Origin of the sequence: Nonomuraea sp. NPDC049655 (genome assembly GCF_044465465.1) — a bacterium.
GTDB lineage: Bacteria > Actinomycetota > Actinomycetes > Streptosporangiales > Streptosporangiaceae > Nonomuraea.
This window is the reverse complement of sequence record NZ_JBITLS010000015.1, coordinates 244,354-264,009: the sequence shown is the minus strand read 5'-3', so window position 1 is coordinate 264,009 and position 19,656 is coordinate 244,354. Positions and strand designations below refer to the sequence as shown.

The 19,656-nt window shown below is 71.4% G+C and carries 19 protein-coding genes; 11 read left to right on the top strand and 8 right to left on the bottom strand.

The window, feature by feature from the left end; translation table 11 throughout:
- Nucleotide 1: 1 nt before the first annotated feature.
- The 3 genes from ACIBQ6_RS40360 to ACIBQ6_RS40350 form a co-directional block, all read right to left on the bottom strand.
- Nucleotides 2–2,416, bottom strand: a complete 2,415-nt coding sequence (locus ACIBQ6_RS40360; protein ID WP_397218405.1) for a protein kinase — start codon at nt 2,414–2,416, stop codon at nt 2–4.
- A gap of 90 nt (nt 2,417–2,506) precedes the next feature.
- A complete protein-coding gene (locus ACIBQ6_RS40355; protein ID WP_397218404.1) occupies nt 2,507–3,655 on the bottom strand; it encodes a S8 family serine peptidase in 1,149 nt (382 codons plus the stop codon).
- A gap of 90 nt (nt 3,656–3,745) precedes the next feature.
- Entirely contained in the window at nt 3,746–4,018 is a 273-nt protein-coding gene (locus ACIBQ6_RS40350; RefSeq protein ID WP_358282476.1) for a WXG100 family type VII secretion target, read from the bottom strand.
- A gap of 124 nt (nt 4,019–4,142) precedes the next feature.
- Between ACIBQ6_RS40350 and ACIBQ6_RS40345 the strand changes: the two genes are divergently transcribed.
- The 5 genes from ACIBQ6_RS40345 to ACIBQ6_RS40325 all read left to right on the top strand — a co-directional run bounded on the left by ACIBQ6_RS40345 (nt 4,143) and on the right by ACIBQ6_RS40325 (nt 9,830).
- Nucleotides 4,143–4,862, top strand: coding sequence for an SDR family NAD(P)-dependent oxidoreductase (locus ACIBQ6_RS40345; protein ID WP_397218402.1), 720 nt, complete (start codon nt 4,143–4,145; stop codon nt 4,860–4,862).
- A gap of 36 nt (nt 4,863–4,898) precedes the next feature.
- Nucleotides 4,899–6,650, top strand: a complete 1,752-nt coding sequence (locus tag ACIBQ6_RS40340) for a biotin carboxylase N-terminal domain-containing protein (protein WP_358282473.1) — start codon at nt 4,899–4,901, stop codon at nt 6,648–6,650.
- Between the two features lie 105 nt (nt 6,651–6,755).
- Nucleotides 6,756–8,156, top strand: coding sequence for a hypothetical protein (locus ACIBQ6_RS40335; protein ID WP_358282471.1), 1,401 nt, complete (start codon nt 6,756–6,758; stop codon nt 8,154–8,156).
- A 103-nt stretch (nt 8,157–8,259) separates the two neighbouring features.
- Nucleotides 8,260–8,757 carry a SigE family RNA polymerase sigma factor gene (locus ACIBQ6_RS40330; protein WP_358282469.1) on the top strand — a complete coding sequence of 166 codons (498 nt, stop codon included), beginning with the start codon at nt 8,260–8,262 and terminating at the stop codon, nt 8,755–8,757.
- Nucleotides 8,754–9,830, top strand: a complete 1,077-nt coding sequence (locus tag ACIBQ6_RS40325; protein WP_397218401.1) for a CU044_5270 family protein — start codon at nt 8,754–8,756, stop codon at nt 9,828–9,830. The genes ACIBQ6_RS40330 and ACIBQ6_RS40325 overlap by 4 nt, the downstream gene beginning before the upstream one ends.
- Before the next feature lie 10 nt (nt 9,831–9,840).
- Here ACIBQ6_RS40325 and ACIBQ6_RS40320 read toward each other — a convergent pair whose 3' ends face one another.
- From ACIBQ6_RS40320 to ACIBQ6_RS40305, 4 genes are all read right to left on the bottom strand, one after another.
- The gene (locus tag ACIBQ6_RS40320; RefSeq protein WP_397218400.1) at nt 9,841–10,854 is read right to left on the bottom strand and encodes a CU044_5270 family protein; all 1,014 of its coding nucleotides are present in this window, start codon (nt 10,852–10,854) and stop codon (nt 9,841–9,843) included.
- Complete coding sequence (locus tag ACIBQ6_RS40315; RefSeq protein ID WP_397218399.1) at nt 10,844–11,545, bottom strand: RNA polymerase sigma factor; 702 nt, start codon at nt 11,543–11,545, stop codon at nt 10,844–10,846. Before ACIBQ6_RS40315 ends, ACIBQ6_RS40320 begins: the two co-directional genes overlap by 11 nt.
- Nucleotides 11,546–11,746: 201 nt before the next feature.
- Nucleotides 11,747–11,953, bottom strand: a complete 207-nt coding sequence (locus tag ACIBQ6_RS40310) for a DUF397 domain-containing protein (RefSeq protein ID WP_397218398.1) — start codon at nt 11,951–11,953, stop codon at nt 11,747–11,749.
- A complete protein-coding gene (locus ACIBQ6_RS40305; RefSeq protein WP_397218396.1) occupies nt 11,941–12,756 on the bottom strand; it encodes a Scr1 family TA system antitoxin-like transcriptional regulator in 816 nt (271 codons plus the stop codon). Before ACIBQ6_RS40305 ends, ACIBQ6_RS40310 begins: the two co-directional genes overlap by 13 nt.
- 219 nt (nt 12,757–12,975) lie before the next feature.
- Between ACIBQ6_RS40305 and ACIBQ6_RS40300 the strand changes: the two genes are divergently transcribed.
- A complete protein-coding gene (locus ACIBQ6_RS40300) occupies nt 12,976–13,437 on the top strand; it encodes an ATP-binding protein (RefSeq protein WP_397218395.1) in 462 nt (153 codons plus the stop codon).
- Here ACIBQ6_RS40300 and ACIBQ6_RS40295 read toward each other — a convergent pair.
- Entirely contained in the window at nt 13,406–14,005 is a 600-nt protein-coding gene (locus ACIBQ6_RS40295; protein WP_397218394.1) for a dihydrofolate reductase family protein, read from the bottom strand. The two genes, ACIBQ6_RS40300 and ACIBQ6_RS40295, sit on opposite strands and share 32 nt — an antisense overlap.
- A gap of 179 nt (nt 14,006–14,184) precedes the next feature.
- Between ACIBQ6_RS40295 and ACIBQ6_RS40290 the strand changes: the two genes are divergently transcribed.
- The 5 genes from ACIBQ6_RS40290 to ACIBQ6_RS40270 all read left to right on the top strand — a co-directional run bounded on the left by ACIBQ6_RS40290 (nt 14,185) and on the right by ACIBQ6_RS40270 (nt 19,654).
- A complete protein-coding gene (locus ACIBQ6_RS40290; protein WP_397218393.1) occupies nt 14,185–15,435 on the top strand; it encodes a 6-phospho-beta-glucosidase in 1,251 nt (416 codons plus the stop codon).
- Nucleotides 15,429–16,406 carry an N-acetylglucosamine kinase gene (locus ACIBQ6_RS40285; protein ID WP_397218392.1) on the top strand — a complete coding sequence of 326 codons (978 nt, stop codon included), beginning with the start codon at nt 15,429–15,431 and terminating at the stop codon, nt 16,404–16,406. Before ACIBQ6_RS40290 ends, ACIBQ6_RS40285 begins: the two co-directional genes overlap by 7 nt.
- A gap of 112 nt (nt 16,407–16,518) precedes the next feature.
- Nucleotides 16,519–17,946: an N-acetylglucosamine/diacetylchitobiose ABC transporter substrate-binding protein gene (gene ngcE / locus ACIBQ6_RS40280; protein ID WP_358282445.1), complete on the top strand. Its 1,428-nt coding sequence runs from the start codon at nt 16,519–16,521 to the stop codon at nt 17,944–17,946.
- Nucleotides 17,947–17,949: 3 nt separating this feature from the next.
- Entirely contained in the window at nt 17,950–18,831 is an 882-nt protein-coding gene (locus tag ACIBQ6_RS40275; RefSeq protein ID WP_352325487.1) for a sugar ABC transporter permease, read from the top strand.
- 1 nt (nt 18,832) lies between these two features.
- Complete coding sequence (locus ACIBQ6_RS40270; RefSeq protein ID WP_358282444.1) at nt 18,833–19,654, top strand: carbohydrate ABC transporter permease; 822 nt, start codon at nt 18,833–18,835, stop codon at nt 19,652–19,654.
- Nucleotides 19,655–19,656: the final 2 nt, after the last annotated feature.

Sequence of the window (19,656 nt, the reverse complement as noted above, 5' to 3'; positions counted from 1 at the left end):
CCTAGCCGCAGTTCCCCCAGTCCGCACTGGTGTTGCCGGAGCCCGCGCTGCCCGCGTAACGCACGCACTTGCCCTTGGCGGGGAGCTTGACCGGGCCGGCGTAGTACTCGTAGTTGCCGCTGTCGGTGCTGCTCGGGCCGCCCTGCACCTCCAAGGTCGCGCTCATCGGGGTCGCCTTGCCGACGTCGGGGCCGGACTTGAGGGTGACCACGCAGTTCTGACCCGTGCTGCTGCTGTAGAGCTGGTACGTCGTGCCGCCGGCGAACGGGGTCGACCGCTGGACCACGAAGCCGGATCCGCACACCTGCGTCGGCGTGTAGGGGTTCGGCGTCGGCCTGGTCGCCGGCGGTGCGGTGGTCTTGGCAGGCTCCGGCGCCTGGGTGGGCCTCTGGGGGTTGGGCTCCGGCGCCTTCGTGGGCGTCTGGGTCGGCGCAGCCTGGATGGGCTTCTCGGTCGGCTTCTCCGTGGGCTTCTGCGTCGGCTCCCCGGTCGGCTTCTCGGTCGGCTTCTCGGTCGGCTTCTCCGTGGGCTTCTGCGTCGGCTCCTCGGTCGGCTTCTCCGTGGGCTTCCCGGTCGGCTTCTGGGTGGGCGTCTCGGTCGGCTGCTGCGTCTGCGTCTGCGTCGCGGAGGGAGTCGGGGTGACCGTCCTGGTGACCGTGGCCGTCGGCTCCGGCTCCTTGGTGGTCTTCCGCTCCTGCACGGTCGGCTGGATCGTCGGGACCGTCAGCTGCTGGGTCGCCGTAGGCGTCGGCACCGTGGTCAGCACCGGCACCTGCGGGGTGTCGGCGGAGGTGTCGTCGTCCGGCAGCACCAGCGGGCCCACGCCGTCGTCATCAGGGGACGGCGTGGTCGCCCAGGGGGCGGTGACCTCGGGCTGGGGCTGCGTGGGCACGGTGGTGACCGCCTTCTGGGCCGCCGCCGCCGCGCCCGAGCTGGGCGACGCGGAGCCCGCCGCGGCGGCGGGCTCGAAGGTGACGCTGGAGGAGTAGCGGCTCGCGCCCCACAGGCCGATCGCCGACAGCAGCATGACCGCGACCACACCGGCGACCAGGCCGATGGGGAACGGCTTGCGCGCCGGTCCGGTGCTGCCCGCACCGGCCATCGCGGGCTGCGCCGGCTCCACGGGCGGGTTCTGCGGTCCGGACGGCGGCCCCCAGGCGGCCTGCACGGGCACCGGCGGGTACTGCACCGGGACGCCCTGCACCGGCTCGTCGTTCACGGGAAGGTGCTGCATCGGGCCGGGCTGCATGGGACCGGGCTGCATGGGCTCATGCCCCATCGGGCCCTGCGGCGGCACGCCGGGCACGAACGGGCCGGGCTGCATCGGGTCGTGCGCCATCGGGCCGTTGGGGATCGGGCCGTTCGGGATGGGGCCGTTCAGCATCGGGCCGTTGGGGATCGGGCCGTTGGGGATCGGGCCGTTCGCCATCGGGCCCGGCTGCATCGGGCCGTTGGGGATCGGGGCGCCCTCGATGGCCAGGGGCAGCACCGGGGGCTGGCCCGGGACCGGAGGCTGGCCCGGCACGGGCGGCTGGCCGTCGATCAGGGTGACGAGCTCCGCCGGGTCGGACGGCGCCATCGGCGACGGCGGCATCTGCACCGCCACGCCGTCGATCGGCGCCTGGACCGGCACGCCCTCGATCGGCGCCGCCGGCATGGGGGCCTTGTCGTCCCCCAGCAGGCGCAGCAGCGCCGTGTACGTCGTGGGCCGCCCGGACACGTCCTTGGACAGCGCCGCGAGGACCGTCTGGCGCAGCGGATCGGGCAGCCCGTCCACCTTGGGCTCGTCCGTGAGCACGGCGTGCGCGTCCTGGCCGAACGGCGCGGAGCCGGTGGCGGCGAACACCACGGTCGCCGCCCAGGCGAAGACGTCGGCGTAGGGCCCGTACTGCAGGCCGTTGAGCTGCTCGGGGGCGCGGTAGCCGACCTCGCCGGCCGGGTCGCCGATCTCGATGTCGGTGACGCGCAGCCCCTCGCCGGTGAGGATCACGTTGTCGGGGGTGAGCCCACGGTGCGCGAATCCGGCCAGGTGCACCGCGGTCAGCGCGGTGAGCATGCCGACCGCCACGCGTTCGAGCGCGTCGCCGGTCAGCGGGCCGTCGGCGGCGACGGTCTCGGCCAGCGAACGTCCCTCGACGTGCTCACGTACGACGTAGAGCAGGCCGTCCTGGACGCCGGCGTCGAGCGTGCGGGCCACGTACGAGCTGGACACCCGGCTGACGTCCTTGAGCCGGGTCACGAAGTCCGGGTCGGCCGCGGGGTCCACGGTCAGCGTCTTGATGGCGACCGGATCGGCGTCCTCGGACTCCTTGCCCAGATGAACGGCGCCACGCGGGCCCTGTCCCAACAGGCTCACGATCTCGTGATCGCCGATCCGCTCCGGTACTGCTGCCTGGGGGGAGTCCTTCTCCACCATGACCGTCCTTTCAGGAGTCCGTCATGATCAGAGACATTTAACCAAATAAGCCCCATAAGCATCAGCAGTTTCGGGCGGCCACTCTTACAGTTAACCGTCAATTCTCCCGATATCCGGCGGCGAGCCGGGCCGCCAGCGCCGTCTGCGTCCCATGGGCACGAACACCCAGGCCGCCAACGCCACCCCGACCAGCGAGAACCCGCCCGCCGCGACCACCGTCGCGACCTCCATCGACCGCTGGTCCGGCGGCACGGCCTTGCGCACGACGGTCTCGGGCAGCGGCGGCGGCACCGGCGGCGCCACGGCCACCTGCTCCGACGGCAGCACCGCGGTCACCGCGAGCAGCGGGTTCACCATCCCGGCGCCGGTGCCCGTCCCGGACGCGCCGTCGGCGGTCAGCGTGATGCGCCTGCGCACCTGGAGCTGCGTCAGCCCGGGATGCCGCGCGCGGACGAGCGCGACCACGCCCGTCACGTACGGGGCGGCGTAACTGGTGCCCTTCAGGGCGGACTGGTACCCCTTGAGCGGCCAGGTCGAGCTGACGCCCTCCCCAGGGCCGAGCACGGCGACCGCGTTGGGGTTGGAGAACGTCGAGCGCCCGCCGTCCGGGGTCGCCGAGCCCACCGACAGCACCCCGTCGTACGCGGCGGGGTAGGAAGGGGTCGAGGTGCCGTCGTCGTTCGACAGGTTGCCGGCGGCGGCGACGATCACCACGTCCCGCTCCAGCGCGTAGTCGACGGCCGCCTTCAGGTCGGGGGTGTTGGAGGCCTCGACGGAGACGTTGATCACGTCGGCGTGCTCGTCCACGGCCGTCTTGATGGCCTTGGACAGCAGGCCCACGTCGCCCCTGTCGCCGGTGACGTACTTGATCGACAGCAGGCTCACGCCGGGGGCGACGCCGTGGAAGGGGATGTCCTTGCGCGGCTGGCCGGCGATGAGCCCGGCGACCGCCGTGCCGTGGCCGACGCAGTCGCGAAAGCCGGTGTTGGTGAGGTCGGCCTTGCCGCCCAGCCGGATCTGGGGGTGGGTCTCGTCCACGCCGCTGTCGATGACGGCGACCGTGACGCCCCGGCCCGTGGTCAGCGGCCACACCTTCTCCGCGTTGACCCGCCGCTGTGCCCAGGTCTCGGCGATCGCCATGGTGGCCTTCTTGGGCGTGCACCGCACGGGCGCGGCCTGCGCCGGCGCCGCCGCGAACTGCAGGGCGAGCACGCTCGCCGCCAAGGCGCGACCAATCATGGAGAAAGAGCGTAGCCTGCCCGATCCGGGAGGAAAGCTCCCCTCACGACGGAAGAAGCCCCGGCGGCGGGCCAGGGCCCCTGTCCGTGCTCACTGCGTGGCGGACTCGATGTTCCGCTGGTACGTGCCGATGACCCGGGAAGCCTCCTGCAACTCCTCGGTCATGCGCTGGAAGGCCGTGCGGTAGTTCTGCCAGGCCTGATTGAAACGCTGGGCTCCGGGGCCCGTCCACGCGGTGCCGACCTTGGCCGCCTCGCGGTCGAGCGCGGTCATGATGGTGCGGAGCGCCTCTGACTGCTGCGTGAACTGGCTGGCCATCTGCTGCATTTCCGCGGGGTTGCCGCCGAGCATACTCTGGCTCATGCATACCTCCTGGAACTGGTGAAAGCGCCCTCACCATAAAGCGGGCCACCGCCCGTCGCCCCCGTTATGCCGAGCGGCTATGGTCGTCCAGAGGATTATTCGGATCTAAAGGAGTGATCCACTCATGCGCGAGGTCGTGGTGACGGGTGGCGGCACCGGCATCGGTTACGCGATCGCCGAGGCGTTCGCCGCCCTCGGCGACCGCGTCACGATCACCGGCCGGCGCGAGCACGTGCTGAAGGAGGCCGCCGCGCGGCTGGGGGCGGCGTACGTGCCGTTCGACGCCGCGAACCCGGCCGCCGTCCAGGGCGCGCTCGACAGCCTGCCCGCCCACGTGGACGTCCTGGTCAACAACGCCGGGGGCAACACGAACCTGGAACGCGACCAGTCCGGCGACCTGGCGGACGTCGCCGGGGCGTGGCAGGCCAACCTCAACGCCAACCTGCTGTCCGCCGTGCTGGTCACGACCGCGCTCGCGCCGCGCATGGGCGAGGGCGGCCGGATCGTCTCCATCGGCTCGATCGCCGCGCGCGGCACCGGGTCCGGCTCGTACGGCGCCGCCAAGGCCGCCGTCGAGTCCTGGACCGCCGACCTGGCCGCCGAGCTGGGCCCCCGGGGCATCACCGCCAACGTCGTGGCTCCCGGCCTGGTGATGGAGACCGAGTTCTTCCGCGGCAGGCTCACGGAGGAGGGCATCAGGGCCCGCGTGCGGAACACGCGTAACGGCCGCCCTGGCACCCCCTCCGACGTGGCCGATACCGTTCTCTTCCTGGCATCCGCGGGAGCCGGGCACATGACGGGGCAGGTGCTGCATCTGAACGGCGGCGCGTACCTCGGCCGCTGAGCACTCACGAGGACCACGAGGAAGGGACGAAGGTCGGTGCGGAAGGTTCTGATCGCCAATCGCGGCGAGATCGCCGTACGGGTGGCCCGCGCGTGCACGGACGCGGGGATCGGCAGCGTGGCCGTCTACGCCGACCAAGACATCGACGCCCTGCACGTCAGGGTGGCCGACGAGGCGTACGCGCTGGGCGGGCAGTCCCCCGCCGAGACCTACCTCGACATCGCCAAGCTGCTCGACGTCGCCGCGCGCTCCGGCGCCGACGCCGTCCATCCCGGCTACGGCTTCCTGGCCGAGAACGCCTCGTTCGCCGAGGCCGTCATCGAGGCCGGCCTCACCTGGATCGGGCCGCCCCCGGCCGCCATCGCCGCGCTGGGCGACAAGGTGCAGGCCAGGCACATCGCGCAGAAGGTCGGCGCGCCGCTGGTGGCCGGCACCAAGGACCCGGTCTCCGGCGCCGAGGAGGTCGTGGCCTTCGCCGAGAAGCACGGGCTGCCGATCGCGATCAAGGCCGCGTACGGCGGCGGCGGCCGCGGCATCAAGGTCGCGCGCAGGCTGGAGGAGGTCGCCGAGCTGTACGAGTCCGCCGTGCGCGAGGCCGTGGCCGCCTTCGGCAGGGGCGAGTGCTTCGTCGAGCGTTACCTCGACCGTCCCCGGCACGTCGAGACCCAGTGCCTGGCCGACCACGCGGGCAACGTGGTCGTGGTCAGCACCCGCGACTGCTCGCTCCAGCGCCGCCACCAGAAGCTGGTGGAGGAGGCGCCCGCGCCGTTCCTGTCGCCGGAGCAGATCGACATCCTCTACACCAGCTCCAAGGCCATCCTGAAGGAGGCCGGCTACGTCGGCGCCGGCACCTGCGAGTTCCTCGTCGGCCAGGACGGCACGATCTCCTTCCTGGAGGTCAACACCCGCCTGCAGGTCGAGCACCCGGTGAGCGAGGAGGTCGCGGGCGTCGACCTGGTGCGCGAGATGTTCCGGATCGCCGACGGCGAGCTCCTGGGCTACGACGACCCGGCCCTGCGCGGCCACTCGATCGAGTTCCGGATCAACGCCGAGGACGCCGGCCGCAACTTCCTGCCCGCCCCCGGCACGCTGACCGCCATGCGCGCCCCGGCCGGGCCCGGCGTCCGCCTCGACTCGGGCTACGAGGCCGGGATGACGGTGCCGCAGACGTTCGACTCGCTGGTGGCCAAGCTGATCGTGACCGGGCGCACCCGTCACGAGGCCCTCGACCGGGCCCGGCGGGCGCTGGCCGAGTTCGAGATCGACGGCATGCCGACCGTGCTGCCCTTCCACCGGGCGGTCGTGACGGACCCGGCGTTCACGTCCGAGCCGTTCGCCGTGCACACGCGGTGGATCGAGACCGAGTGGGACAACCCGGTCGAACCGTATGCGGGCGAGGTGGCCGCGGCTCCGGCCGCCCCGGCGGTGCGCGAGACGGTGACGGTCGAGGTCGGCGGCAAGCGCCTTGAGGTGGTGCTCCCGGCCGGGCTCGGCATGGCCGGGCCCGCGCCCGCCGCGGCCAAGGCGCCGCGCCGCGCCGGCGGCGCGCGGAAGCACGCGACGGCCGGCGGCGACGCGCTGGTCAGCCCGATGCAGGGCACGATCGTCAAGGTCGTCGCGAACGACGGCGACGTGGTGAGCGAAGGCGACACGGTCGTGGTGCTGGAGGCCATGAAGATGGAGCAGCCGCTGACGGCCCACAAGTCGGGCACCGTCACGGGCCTGTCGGCCGCCGTCGGCCAGACCGTCACGTCGGGCGCCACGATCTGCGAGATCAAGGACGCCTGAGCCCGCTCCCCTGTGCCTGCGCGCCGTCGCGGGCAGGTAACGTGCCCAGTGAGGAACTTTGCCGACCGCCCGTTCGTCCTCATGGGCGAAGGAGGCTTGCTGCCAATGACCCATTCGCTGCGCCGAGCAGGGGCCGCGATCGCGGCTCTGATCGCCGGGCTGTTCGTCGTTCTCACGCTGTCCCCTGCCGCCGACGCGGCGGCGGCGCCACCTGACGCACAGACTGTGGTGCAAAACTGGAAGAAGGCCCCGCTCTACGTGGTGTCGGGCTCCCCCTTGAGCTCCAGCCAGCAGAGTGACATCAACGACGCGCTGAAGGACGCCGACAGCAAGATCTACGCTGTCGCGCTGCCCGACGGCACCTTTGACAACTCCACCGTCGGGCCGTACCTGTCGTCGCTGGGCAAGGCGCTGGTCGAGGCCGGTCGCCCCCGGGTGACGGTGGTGGTGTTCGACGGCGAGACGATGTTCGCCGGGTCCAACGCCCTGCGGAACAACCTCGCCGGCCAGCTGGTCAAGCTCTCGGTGGACGCCAACTCGGGCGACATCGTGGCGGGCGTGAAGGACTTCGCGAACCGGGTCGACGCGGCGGGCAAGAACGACCGCAGCGGCGCCCTCAGCCCCAGCAGCCAGGCCAACCCCGGCGCCGGCGGCCAGTTCGCGCTGGTGGCCCTGCTCGGCCTGCTGGTGGTCGGCGGTGGCGGCTACTTCCTCTACTCCAAGAACAAGAAGAAGAAGCGCGCCATCCAGGAGGCCAAGGACCTCGCCGCGGTCAAGCAGACCGTGGAGGAGGACGTCACCAAGCTGGGTGAGGAGATCACCGAGCTCGACACCGACGTCACCCTCGCCGGCCAGGGCGGCGGGCACATCACCGAGTGGCAGCAGGCGCTCGACTCCTACGAGAAGGCCAAGGTCCAGCTCAACGCGGTCCAGCGGCCCGACCAGGTCCGCGAGGTCACCCAGACCCTTGAGGACGGCCGTTACGCACTGGCCGTGGTGAAGGCCAAGGTCAACAACCAGCCGATCCCCGAGCGGCGCGCCCCCTGCTTCTTCAACCCGCAGCACGGCCCGTCGGCCCGTGACGTGCGCTGGGCCCCGCCCGGCGGCGCGGTGCGCGACGTGCCGGCCTGCGCGATGGACGCCGAGGCCGTCGAGCGCGGCTTCGACCCGCAGATGCGCGAGGTCATGGTCGACGGTCACCGTCGCCCCTACTACGACGCGGGCCCGGCCTACCAGCCGTACGCCTACGGCTACTACGGCGGCTTCGGCGACATCATGACCGGCATGTTCATCGGCACGATGATGGGCAGCATGTTCCACGGCGGCTGGGGCGGCGGCGGCTACGGCGCCGGCTACGCCGAGGGCTACCAGGACGGCGGCGGAGGCGACCTCGGCGGCGGTGACTTCGGCGGCGGAGGCGACTTCGGCGGCGGAGGCGGCGGCTGGGGCGACTTCGGCGGCGGCGGCGACTTCGGCGGCGGTGACTTCGGCGGCGGCGACTGGTAAACCCCTGCGCCGACCCTGACGGGCGCGCCCTCCCTTTCCGGGGGGCGCGCCCTTTTCGCGTTCCGGTGTCAACCTTCCCGGCCCGCTTCCGCGTTGAGGCCATGTGAGTGATCCATCCGACGACGCCTCCTACGCCGCCTTCGTGGCGGCGGCCTGGGACAGGCACATGGCCGTCGCCGTCCTGCTCGCCGGCGACCGGCACCGGGGCGAGGAGCTGCTGCAGGACTGCCTGGTGCGGCTGTACGTCCATTGGCGGCGGGTGCGGTCCGCCGACCCGCACGCCTACCTGCGGCGCATGCTCGCCAACGGCAACGTCAGCCGGTGGCGGCGGCGACGGCGGGAGGTGCCGACCGCCAGTCCGCCCGAGCACACCGATCCCCGCCAGCAGCTCCCCGAGCCGCACGAGGACCTGCGCCGCGCCCTGCTCTCCCTGTCGCCCAGGCAACGGGCGGTGGTGGTGCTGCGGCACTACGAGGACCTGACCGAGAAGGCGGTCGCGGCCGTCCTCGGCTGCTCGGTCGGCGCCGTCAAGAGCCAGCACTCCAGAGCGATGGCGCGCCTGCGCACGGCTCTGCGCGAAGATCAGGAGGCAGCACGATGAAGGACGACCAGGATCTCCTGGCGCGGGCACTGCGTGATCTCGCCCGACGCGAGGGGCCCGCGCCCACGCCCCCGCCGGTGCCCGCGCTGGTACGACGAGGGCGCCGGGCCAGGCGGATCCGGACCGCGACGCGGGCCGCCGCGGGCGCGCTGCTCGCCTCGGCGGCCGCCTTCGTGATCCTCGGCGGCACCGGGATCGGCACTGGGGTCGTTCCCGGGATCGGTACTGCGGGCGCGCCGCCGAGCGCCGTTCCGGCCGGTACGCCGGCGTCCTCGGAAGGAGCGCGCCGGGCGCTGGACGCGCGGTCCGTGCTGCTGGCCGCGGCCGAGTCCGCCGGGCACGGGCCCGCCGCCGCCGGCCGGTACTGGCACGTCCGCGCGCGCACCACCCAGCCGGTACGCCACAATCCGACGTTCTCGGCCAGGGTGGCGCACACCCAGGACACCTGGTACGCGGCCCGCCGGGGTGCGCCCAGCCGGACCGTGACCGGCCAGGACCCGAAGGTCACCTTCGCCTCCCCCGAGGACGAGGCTCGATGGAGGCGGCTCGGCTCCCCCGACCTGAGCGGCGGAAAGCCGTCGAGCAATGACTACGCCATGCAACTCCGCTTCCTGATCGGCAACCACCGCTACACGCTCCGCCAGCTGCTCGCGCTCCCGGCCGACGAGGAGAGGCTGGCGGGCCTGCTGCGGCGGCTGTTCGACGAGGAGAAGCCCGGCGACTGGTGGCCCGGCAAGCCCACGTTCACCTCCTATGTGTGGACGACGGCGCAGGACCTGCTCGCCGGTCCCCTCAGTCCGGGAACCCGGTCCGCCCTGTATCGGCTGCTCGCCGGGCAGCCCGCGATCAGGTCGCTGGGCGAGGTCACCGACCCGCTGGGCCGCACCGGCGTCGCCCTGACGCTGACCACGCCGGGCAGCGGTGCGGGGGCGGGCGAGTCGCGCCTGGTCGTGGACGTCGCGACGGGGCGCCTGCTCGCCTACGAGTTGCGCCCGCCGGGGCGGTCCGAGCCGCTGATCCAGACCACGTACGAGGAGATGGGCTGGGTGGACCGCCTGGGCGCGCGTCCGTAACGGCCTGTTGTCAGGGGGTCCGGCCTGGTTCGTCCACCACGCCCGCCGCCAGGTCGGCGCTCGCGTAGAACGTGCCCTTGCGGGCCAGCACCTCGCCGCCGACCACCTCGTCCTGGAGGGTGTCCACGCGCCTGCCGAGGAAGCGGTAGGTCGCGGAGTCCAGCACCAGGTACGACCGCGAGACGATCCGGCCCTGCGCGTCCCGCGTCGACCCTCCGGGGACGGAGCCGGGGGGCTCGTAGGCGATGCCGATCCCCGCCCGGCCCGCCGCGTCCCGTACGCCGAGGTCCACCCGCACTCCGGGCAGCTCGGCCAGCGCACGGAAGATGGCGGCCTCGACCTTCGGCGGCATGGGGACGCCCGCGTCGAGGTAGACCGACAACACGCGGAACGCCCGCGCGTCCGGATGTTCGGGCTCCGCGCCCTTCGGCAGGGTCGACCAGTGCCGGTCTCCCCTGACGTGATCCAGCAGCGCGGCGGGGTCGGTGGGGAGGTCGGCGAGCTTGGCCGCGTACTGGCGGGGTGTCAGGTCGTCGTCGTCCGGTTCGGGGGTGATGTCCTGGAAGCCCAGGGCGCCATCGTTGTGGCGGACCGCCTGGCGGGTGCCATCGTACCGGGTCCAGTACTCCTGGACCGTGCCCTGCTCCTCGCCGGGCTGCTTGACCAGGTCCTTCCGGTACAACCACTGGTCGGGGCGCGGCTCTTGGTGCTTGCGGCGTCCCTCGGCCACCAGGGCGGCTTGGCGCAGCACCGTCTCGGCGCGTACCGGCATGGTGGTCATGGCGTTCGGCGGGGGCGGGGCCGGGGTGCGGGAACCGTTCACCGCCACGAGCACGGCGGCGGCGGCCGTCGCGGCGGCCAGCAACGACGGCACCGCCCAGAACCGGCGCCTCTTCCGCGCCGGGACCGGAGCCGGGGTTGACGCCGGAGCGAGGGCTCGGGCGCGCACGGCGCTCAGGCGGTCGGCGTCGGGCGCGGGGGCGTCCGCGCGCAGCTCGCGCAGGAGCGTGAGGTCATCGTCCACGGCCGGGGTCCTCCTCGTCGGTGTCGTGGCTGGCTGAGCGCGCGGCGTCGCGGACGCCCGGAGGCGCGGCGTCACGGACGGCTGGGGGCACGGGGTCGTGGCGGGCTGGCGGGGCGGGGTCGTGGAGGGCTGACGGGTCGATGCCGCCCAGGGCCGCCCGGGTCTTCCTCCTGGCGCGGTGCAGGCGCGACCGCACCGTCCCGATCGGGACGCCGAGCGCGCGGGCGACCTCCTCGTAACTGAGGTCCGCCCAGGCGATCATCAGCAGCACCTCGCGGTCCGGCGGCGACAGCGTCGCGAGCGCCCCCGCCAGCTCGCGGTGCGCCGCCCCGGCCGACACGCGGGCCGCCACCCGGTCGGCGTAGCTCTCGGCCACCGCGTCGAGGCCCGTCCTGGCCAGGGCGCGGTAGGCCCTGGTCTCGGTACGGCGGTGCTTGCCGATCAGGTTGGCGGCGATGCCGTACAGCCAGGGGCGGGCGTCGCGGTGGGCGGTGTCGTAGCGGGCGAGACGGCGGAAGGCGTCCAGGAACGTCTCGGCCACGATGTCGTCGGCCAGCGAATCGCCCAGGCGGCGGGTGACATATCTGTGGAGCGCGGGGGCGTGCCGGTCGTACAACGCCGAGAAGGCGGCGGGGTCGCTACGGGCACGTCTGATCACCTCCGCGTCGTCCACCTCGGTGTCCTGCGTCAAACTCTCGACTCCGTTCTTCGGGCTGAACACCCCCTTTCACCCGACAGGACGGATCCGGTTCTCGTGTGGCCCCGCAAGGGCTTCGCCGATGGCGCCCTTCGCGCGACGCCGGGCTCAGGCTGCGCCCACGTGGGGGTAAGCCCCCACACCGGTCCCCGCACCCCTTGGACGAACCCTGCTCCGAAGCGGCAGACGCCTGCCTCAGATGTTGAACTCGCCCTGACTGGCGCCGTGCAGGAACGCCTTCCACTCCGCAGGAGTGAAAATCAGCGCCGGGCCCTGCGGGTCCTTGCTGTCACGGACGGCGATGATCCCCGGGAGGTTGGTCGCCACCTCGACACACTGTCCTGTGTCGGCGCTGGCGCTCGACTTGCGCCATTGCGCATCATCAAGGTTCAGCTGGTCCATTTGGCTATCGCACTCTCAATCGCCTGTCGAGTGACGTTCTTCGGCTGTGCGTGCGCTCTGATGCTGTCATACCTCTGCTTCAAGCGCGCGACTGCGTCATGGTCGCCTGACACCTGCCCGGACAGAAGCGAGTCCGCAGAGACCACCTCGGACCCGTCGCGCAACCGCGCCAGCGCGAAGGCGCTCACCATGCCGGCTATGCAACCAGCTGTGTGCGGAAGCATCTGAACAGTGATCTGGGGATGCTCGGTGAGCTCCAGCAGGTAACGCAATTGCACGACCAGGACATCGGACCCGCCGAAGGGCCGATGAAGCACTCCTTCCTCAAGGACTGCGAGAAGGGATGGCGGGTTGGCTGCCTCGAAGACGCCGATGCGCTGTGTCCGCGCCTGGACCTGCTCTTCCACCTGCTCGGGTGATCCTGTACCCGCGAAGACAGCGCGGGCGTAGTCCACGGTCTGGAGCATGCCGGGGATCACGAGCGGATCCCACGAGTACATGATGACGGCCCGTGGTTCGATCTCCTCGACCCAGCGTGCGAACCAGCCCAGCGCGGGTGACTGGGAGATGCGTTCGTGGAGGCCGGTGAAATGGCCGTCGGTGCCGAACGCCTTGTCCACCTCGCGCGCGAATTCCAGCGTGGGAACCCGGCGGCCTTTCTCGACGTGGCTGACGAGTGATTCGTGGCAGAGAATGCGTAGAGCAAGTGCGGATTGCGTCATTCCAGACGCTTTACGGCGGTCCGCGAGGTCGCGAGCGAAACGCGCTCTGGGCGACAAATGATCGCCGACGTCGAGGGGCATGGTGTCTCCGCAGGTCAAGAGCAAGTCAGTTGCCTTTCGGCAGGCTACTGCGACACCCTTCCGACAATCAATACATGACAGGCGTCGCTGCTTGTCGGGCAGGTTTCGCGAGGTGTGAGCGCCGCACGGCCCCGCGCGCGCTCATGCTGGATCCGAGCGACAACACTTTTGTCGCGCCAGCAGAGGTTTCCGAATCCCCGCTTCATTTGGGGTGAATGCATGTCACTTCACCAGAGCATTGTCAACTGGAAAGGCATGACGCTGGGCCGCGATGACCGAGCTCCCGGAGAAATGCGGCAGGCGATTCGGCGTTGGCTGGACGACGTCGATCCGCTGGTTCGGGACGACGCGCTGACGGTCGTCTCGGAGCTGGTGACCAACGCGGTCAGGCATGTGCCGCCCGGCCCCGGACGCGACTGGGTCACGGTGCTGCTCGGAATCGGGGACGGCCTCGTACGCCTGGAAGTGGTCGACCCCGGGACGGCGGAGCGAGAACCGCGCTTCGCCCCTCTGGACGCGGGGTCCTTGCGCGAGTCAGGTCGCGGCCTCGGCCTGGTGGCCGCCCTGGCGGTCAGGAGCGGCACGCATGTCGCCGAACCGCACGGACACCGTGCCGTATGGGCCGACCTGGCAAGAACCGTCCCTCACGCTAGCGGAGCACCCGGTACGTCAGATGGGTGACCAGGGCGGTGCCCGTGGGCGGGGCGGCGGGGGTGAGGGTGATGTCGCCGGCGTCGGCCAGGAGGCGTTCGCCGCGGCCGAGGATCACCGGCGCGACGTGCAGCCGGAGCTCGTCGATGAGGCCGGCGGCCAGGTACTGGTTGACGGTGGCGGCGCCGCCGGCGATGGCGATGTCGCGGTCCCCCGCCGCCTCCTGCGCCATGGCGAAGGCGGCCTCGATGCCGTCCGTGACGAAGTGGAACGTCGTGCCGCCCTTCATGGGCAGCGGCTCGCGCGGGTGGTGGGTGAGGACGAACACCGGCGCGTGGTACGGCGGCTCCTCCCCCCACCAGCCGGTCCAGTCCAGGTCGAAGGCGCCGCGGCCGGGGTCGAACATGTTGCGGCCCATGATGAACGCCCCGGCCGCCGTGATGGCCTCGATGACCTCGGCGTGCTTCTCGGGCTCCGCGAACATCCACTCGTGCAGCCGGTCGCCCACGCCGTCGCCGAACGGCTGCTCCAGGCTCTGGTTCGGCCCCGCCACGTAGCCGTCGACGGACATCCCCATGTCGCACGTGACCTTGCTCATTCTGGTTCGTCTCCTGTTGTCCGTGGCGCCCGTCCGGCGCCCTCACCAGGGAGTCGGAGCCGGCGCCGGGCTCTCTACACGGTGAGCGGAAATTTTCTGGAACGGGGTGGGAGGAGTCGAATCGGAGGAGGTCGGGTAGGTTCGGCGGTTAGGAAAGTTTCCTAATTGAGGAGTTGCCCATGAGACTCGCCGTGATCGGGGGCGGTTCGACCTACACCCCCGAGCTCATCGACGGCTTCGCCAGGCTGCGCGACGAGCTGCCGCTCACCGAGATCGCGCTGATCGACCCGGACGCCACGCGGCTCGACCTGGTGGCGGGCGTGTCCCGCAGGATGTTGCGCAGGGCCGGGCACCCGGCGAAGGTGATCGCCACCGCCGACGTGGCCGAGGGCGTCGCGGGCGCGGACGCCGTGCTCTTCCAGCTCAGGGTGGGCGGCCAGGCCGCGCGGAACGTGGACGAGACGCTGCCGCTGGAGTGCGGCTGCGTCGGCCAGGAGACGACGGGCGCGGGCGGTCTCGCCAAGGCCCTGCGCACGGTCCCGGTCGTGCTGGAACTGGCCGAGCAGGTCCGCGCCCACGCCCCCGACGCCTGGATCGTCGACTTCACCAACCCGGTCGGCATCGTCACCAGGGCGCTGCTGGACGCCGGGCACCGCGCGATCGGCCTGTGCAACGTGGCCATCGGGTTCCAGCGCCGCTTCGCCCGGCACCTCGGCGTGCCGCCGGAGCGGGTCGCCCTCGGGCACGTCGGGCTGAACCACCTGACGTGGGAGCGGTCGGTCGTGGTCGACGGCGTGGACGTGCTGCCGCGGCTGCTCGCCGAGCACGGGCAGGAGCTGGCCGACGACATCGGCCTGCCGGTCGGGCTGCTGCGCAGGCTCCAGGCGGTCCCGTCCTACTACCTGCGCTACTTCTACGCCCACGACCTGGTGGTGAGCGAGCAGCGGGCCAAGCCGTCGCGCGCGGCCGAGGTCGCGGCGATGGAGCAGCAGCTGCTGGAGCTGTACGCGGACCCGGCCGTGGACACCAAGCCGGAGCTGCTGGACAAGCGGGGCGGCGCCTACTACTCCGAGGCCGCCGTCGCGCTGATCGCCTCGCTGCTCGGCGACCGGGGCGACGTCCAGGTGGTCAACACCCGCAACGACGGGACGCTGCCGTTCCTGCGCGACGAGGCGGTCATCGAGGTCCCGGCCAGGGTCTCGGCGTCCGGGGCCGCGCCGCTGCCGGTCGATCCGGTGGAGCCGCTGTACGCGGGCCTGATCGCGAACGTCTCCGCGTACGAGGAGCTGGCGCTCGACGCGGCGCTGCACGGCGGCGCGGACCGGGTGCGCAACGCCTTGCTGGCCAATCCGCTGATCGGCCAGGAGGCCGTCGCGGACGAGCTGACCGGCCTGCTGCTGGCGGCGAACGAGCGGTACCTGCCATGGTGATCATCGCCGTGGACGCGGGCAACAGCAAGACGCACGTCGTCGTGCTCTCGGGCGACGGCACGATCCTGGCCCAGGGCGACGGCGGGCCGTTCGAGCCGCAGACCGTCGGCGTGCCGGCGGCCGTGGACGTCGTGGAGGAGGCCGTGCGGCGGGCGCTCGGACCGGCGGCCGCTCCCCCGTACGCCGACCAGCTCTACGCCTACCTGGCCGGGGCCGACCTGCCGGTGGAGGAGGAGGCCCTGGCGGCCGAGTTCCGCGGCCGCGGGATGGCGGCCGACGTCGTCGTGGGCAACGACAGCTTCGCGCTGCTGCGGTCGGGGGCGTCCGGGCCGAGCGGCGTCGCGGTGGTGTGCGGCGCGGGCATCAACGCGGTCGGCGTCTCGCCCACGGGCGGGGTGGCCCGCTTCCCCGCGCTCGGCCGGATCAGCGGCGACTGGGGCGGTGGCGGCGGCCTGGCCGAGGAGGCGTTGTGGCACGCCATCCGCGCCGAGGACGGCAGGGGCGCGCCCACCGCGCTCGCCGGCCTGATCAAGGAGCACTTCGGCACGCGGACGGTCGAGGAGGTGGTGCTCGGGGTGCATTTCGGACAGATCGAGCGGCATCACCTGACCGCGCTCGCCCCCAAGGTGTTCGAGGCCGCCGCGTCGGCTGACGCGATCGCGCTGGAGCTGGTCACCCGGCTGGCCGACGAGATCGTGGTGATGGCCGAGGTGTGCCTGCGCCGCCTGGACCTGCTGGAGACGCCGACAGAGGTCGTGCTGGGCGGAGGCGTGCTGCACGCGCGCATCCCGCTGCTGGTCGCGATGCTGGAGGAGCGGTTCGCCGTACGGGCTCCGCTGGCCAAGCAGGTGATCCCGGACCAGCCGCCGATCGTCGGGGCCGCGCTGAACGGCCTGGACCGCATCGGGGCCTCCGAGGAGGCCAAGGCTCGCCTTAGAGCCCAGTTCCAGAAGGTCCAGGCAGGGTCCTGAGAATCCGAGCGCTGTTCTAGAGAGGTATTGACGCACGTGGAGCGGTAAGTCTAGAGTCGGCCGCCAACCGTCTGGAAAGTATCCGGACGGTTGGCGGTCAAGGAGGCCACCCATGTCCACCAACCCCAGCCGACGTGAGGTTCTTCGACGTATCGGACTCACCGCCCTGACGGCGGGCCCGGGCGCAGGGCTGCTCGCCGCGTGCGCCACGGGCCGCTCCGCCGCTCCGGTCGCCTCCACCTCGGCCGCGCCCACCTCGGCCGCCAACCCCCTCGGCGTGGACGCCGCCAGGCAACTGGAAGTCGTGATCTTCAGCGGCGGCAACGGCGACGGCTACGCGACCGACCTGCACGAGGCCCTCTACAGCAAGGCGTACAAGACCGCCAAGATCAAGCACGTGCCCACCCAGAAGGTCGGCACGCAGCTGCGCCCCCGCTTCATCAGCGGCGACGCGCCCGACGTGGTCAACAACTCCGGTCCCGACGCCCTCGACCTGCAGTCGCTCGTCGCCGAGGGGCACCTCGCCGACCTGACGCCACTGTTCGACGCCCCCTCCCTGGCCGACCCGGCCAAGAAGGTGCGCGACACCCTGGTCGGCGGCGTCTACGAGAACTCGCTGATCGACGGCGTGCCCCGGGTGCTGCAGTACACGGTCGCCCACCGCGCCCTGTGGTACAACGCCAAGCTGTTCGACCAGCGCGGCTGGCAGGCGCCGAAGACGTGGGCGGAGTTCAACGCCCTCGGCGAGGAGGCCAAGAAGGCGGGGATCGCGCTGTTCGCCTACCCGGGCCAGGTCGGCCCGTTCTACCAGCTCTGGAACCTGGTCTACAGCGCCGCCAAGATCGGCGGCAACAAGGTGATCGTCGACATCGACAACCTCGCCGACGGCGCCTGGCAGGCCGAGCCCGTACGGCAGGCCGTCGCGGCGTGGGCGCAGGTGCAGCGCGACTTCGGCGACAAGGCGTACTTCGGGCTCGACCACACCCAGACGCAGGTCAAGCACCTGCAGGACAAGGTGCTGTTCTACCCCTGCGGCTCCTGGCTGGAGAACGAGATGGCCAAGGACCGGCCGGCCTCGTTCGAGTACGCGATCGCCCCGGTGCCCAGCATCACCGCCGCCGACGCGATGCCGTACGAGGCGATCATGATCGGGGTGAGCGAGGCGTTCTTCGTGGCGGCCAAGGGCAAGAACCCGCAGGGCGGCCTGGAGTACCTGCGCCTGATGTTGTCGCGGGAGGGCGCGCGCGGCTACACCGAGCTGACCAAGAACCTCACCGTCGTCAACGGCGTGGTGGACGGCCTCGACCTGACCTCGGCCGTGCGCAGCGCGGCTAAGGCCCAGGAGGCGGCCGGGACGAACATCATCACCGACGCCCGCTTCGAGGGCTGGTACAAGGAGCTGTTCGACCACGGGCAGGTCCAGACCAACTCGGTGATGTCCGGACGCATCACGCCCGAGCAGTTCTGCGCGAACATGCAGAAGAAGGCCGACGAGCTCAAGGCGGACTCCGCGATCGCCAAGCAGACCAGGAGCGTCTGAGCGATGAGGCGGCACGGCTTCGTCGCGGGCTTCCTCGCCCTGCCCGTGGTCCTCTACGCGGTCTTCGTGATCAGCCCGTACGTCCAGGCGTTCCAGATCGCGCTGACGGACTGGCGCGGGGTGTCGGCGAACCTGAACTTCGTCGGCCTGGACAACTTCCGGCGGATGCTCGGCAACGACACGTTCTGGCAGGCGGTCCGCAACCACGCGGTCCTGCTGGTCACGCTGCCGTTGGCGACCATCGCGCTCGCGCTGGTCTTCGCCTACCTGCTCGGCGACTCGGCGGGCACGCCGGGGGCCCGCTTCTACCGGGTGATCTTCTTCCTGCCGCAGGTGCTGGCGGTCGCGGTGGTCGGGGTGCTGTTCAAGGCCGTCTACCGGCCGGACGCGAGCGGCGTGCTGAACGGCGCGCTGGCGAAACTGGGCGTCGAGCCGGTCGGCTGGCTGACCGACCAGAACCTGGCGCTGTGGTCGATCATCGCGGTGATGGTGTGGCAGGCGGTCGGCTTCTACGTCGTGCTGTTCTCGGCCGGGATGGCGGCCATCCCGAAGGACGTGTTCGAGGCGGCCGCCCTCGACGGCGCCGGGCGGCTGCGCACGTTCTTCTCCATCACACTGCCCCTGGTGTGGGACACCGTCCAGGTGGCCTGGGTCTATCTGGGGATCGCCGCGTTCGACGGGTTCGCGCTGGTCAACGTCCTGTCGGTGGAGCAGGGCGGGCCGGACGGCGCGACCACCGTGCTGGCCACGGAGATCTACAAGAACGCCTTCTCCTACTCCCGGTTCGGCTACGCCTCGGCCATGGGCGTGGCGCTGTTCTTCCTGACCCTCACCTTCGCCGCGCTGACGTTGCGCGTGACCCGCCGCCAGAAGGTCGTCTACTGAAATGTTCCGAAAAATCAGCATCCAGGCTGTTCTGGGCCTCTGGGCGTTGCTCATCATCGCCCCGCTGCTGTGGACCCTGCTGGCCTCGTTCAAGAGCAACGCCGAGATCTTCGGCGACGCCCTGCAACTGCCCGGCGAGCTGCGCTGGGACAACTGGGCGCGGGCCTGGGAGCGGGCCAACATCGGTCGCTACCTGCTCAACACGGTCATCGTGGTCTTCTTCGGCGTGGCCGGGACGATGCTGCTCAGCTCGATGGCCGCGTACGTGCTGGCCCGCTACCGCTTCCCGGGCAACCGGCTGGTCTACTTCCTGTTCGTCTCCGGCATGGCCTTCCCCGTCTTCCTGGCGCTCGTGCCGCTGTTCTTCGTGGTGGACGGGCTCGGGCTGCTCAACAGCCACGTCGGCCTGGTCCTGGTCTACGTCGCCTACTCGCTGCCGTTCACGGTGTTCTTCCTGACGTCCTTCTTCAGGGCGCTGCCGGACGCGGTGGCCGAGGCGGCGATGATCGACGGGGCCTCGCACACCCGCACGTTCTTCCAGGTCATGCTGCCCATGGCCCGCCCGGCGCTGGTCAGCCTGACCATCTTCAACGTGCTCGGCCAGTGGAACCAGTACCTCATCCCGCTGGTCCTGCTGCCCGGCGACAAGAGCCTGTGGGTCATCACCCAGGGCGTGGCCGACATCTCCACCATCGCCGGGTACGAGGCCGACTGGCCCGGACTGTTCGCCGCGCTCAGCATGACGGTGCTTCCCGTCGTACTGATCTATATCGTCTTCCAGCGACATATCCAGTCCGGGCTGACCTCAGGAGCGCTGAAGTAGGA